Below are 248 nucleotides of genomic sequence, written 5' to 3' on the forward strand. Positions count from 1 at the left end.
GAGCGACAAACAAAAGGCAGTCATTCGCGATAGCCGAATCATTGTTACGCAAGCGATTAGTGATGCTATTAAGCAGTGCCATACCCCACCACATACCTTTATATCTGGCAGTGCAATTGGTTATTATGGTCGACAAGGCGACACTCTGGTTGATGAAAACAATACAGAGCCTCATGATGAATTTAGCCACCAACTGTGCAAAGATTGGGAGCAAGCAGCTTTAAAGGCTGAGTCTGACGAAACTCGAG

Annotated in this window: 1 pseudogene; it reads left to right on the plus strand. The window is 45.2% G+C overall.

What is annotated here, in order from left to right:
• Nucleotides 1-248, plus strand: a pseudogene (locus tag SB749_RS20325) (hypothetical protein); the annotation flags it as partial.

The sequence above is a fragment of the Brevibacterium sp. SIMBA_078 genome (assembly GCF_046534565.1).
In the GTDB taxonomy this organism is placed as follows: Bacteria; Actinomycetota; Actinomycetes; order Actinomycetales; family Brevibacteriaceae; genus Brevibacterium.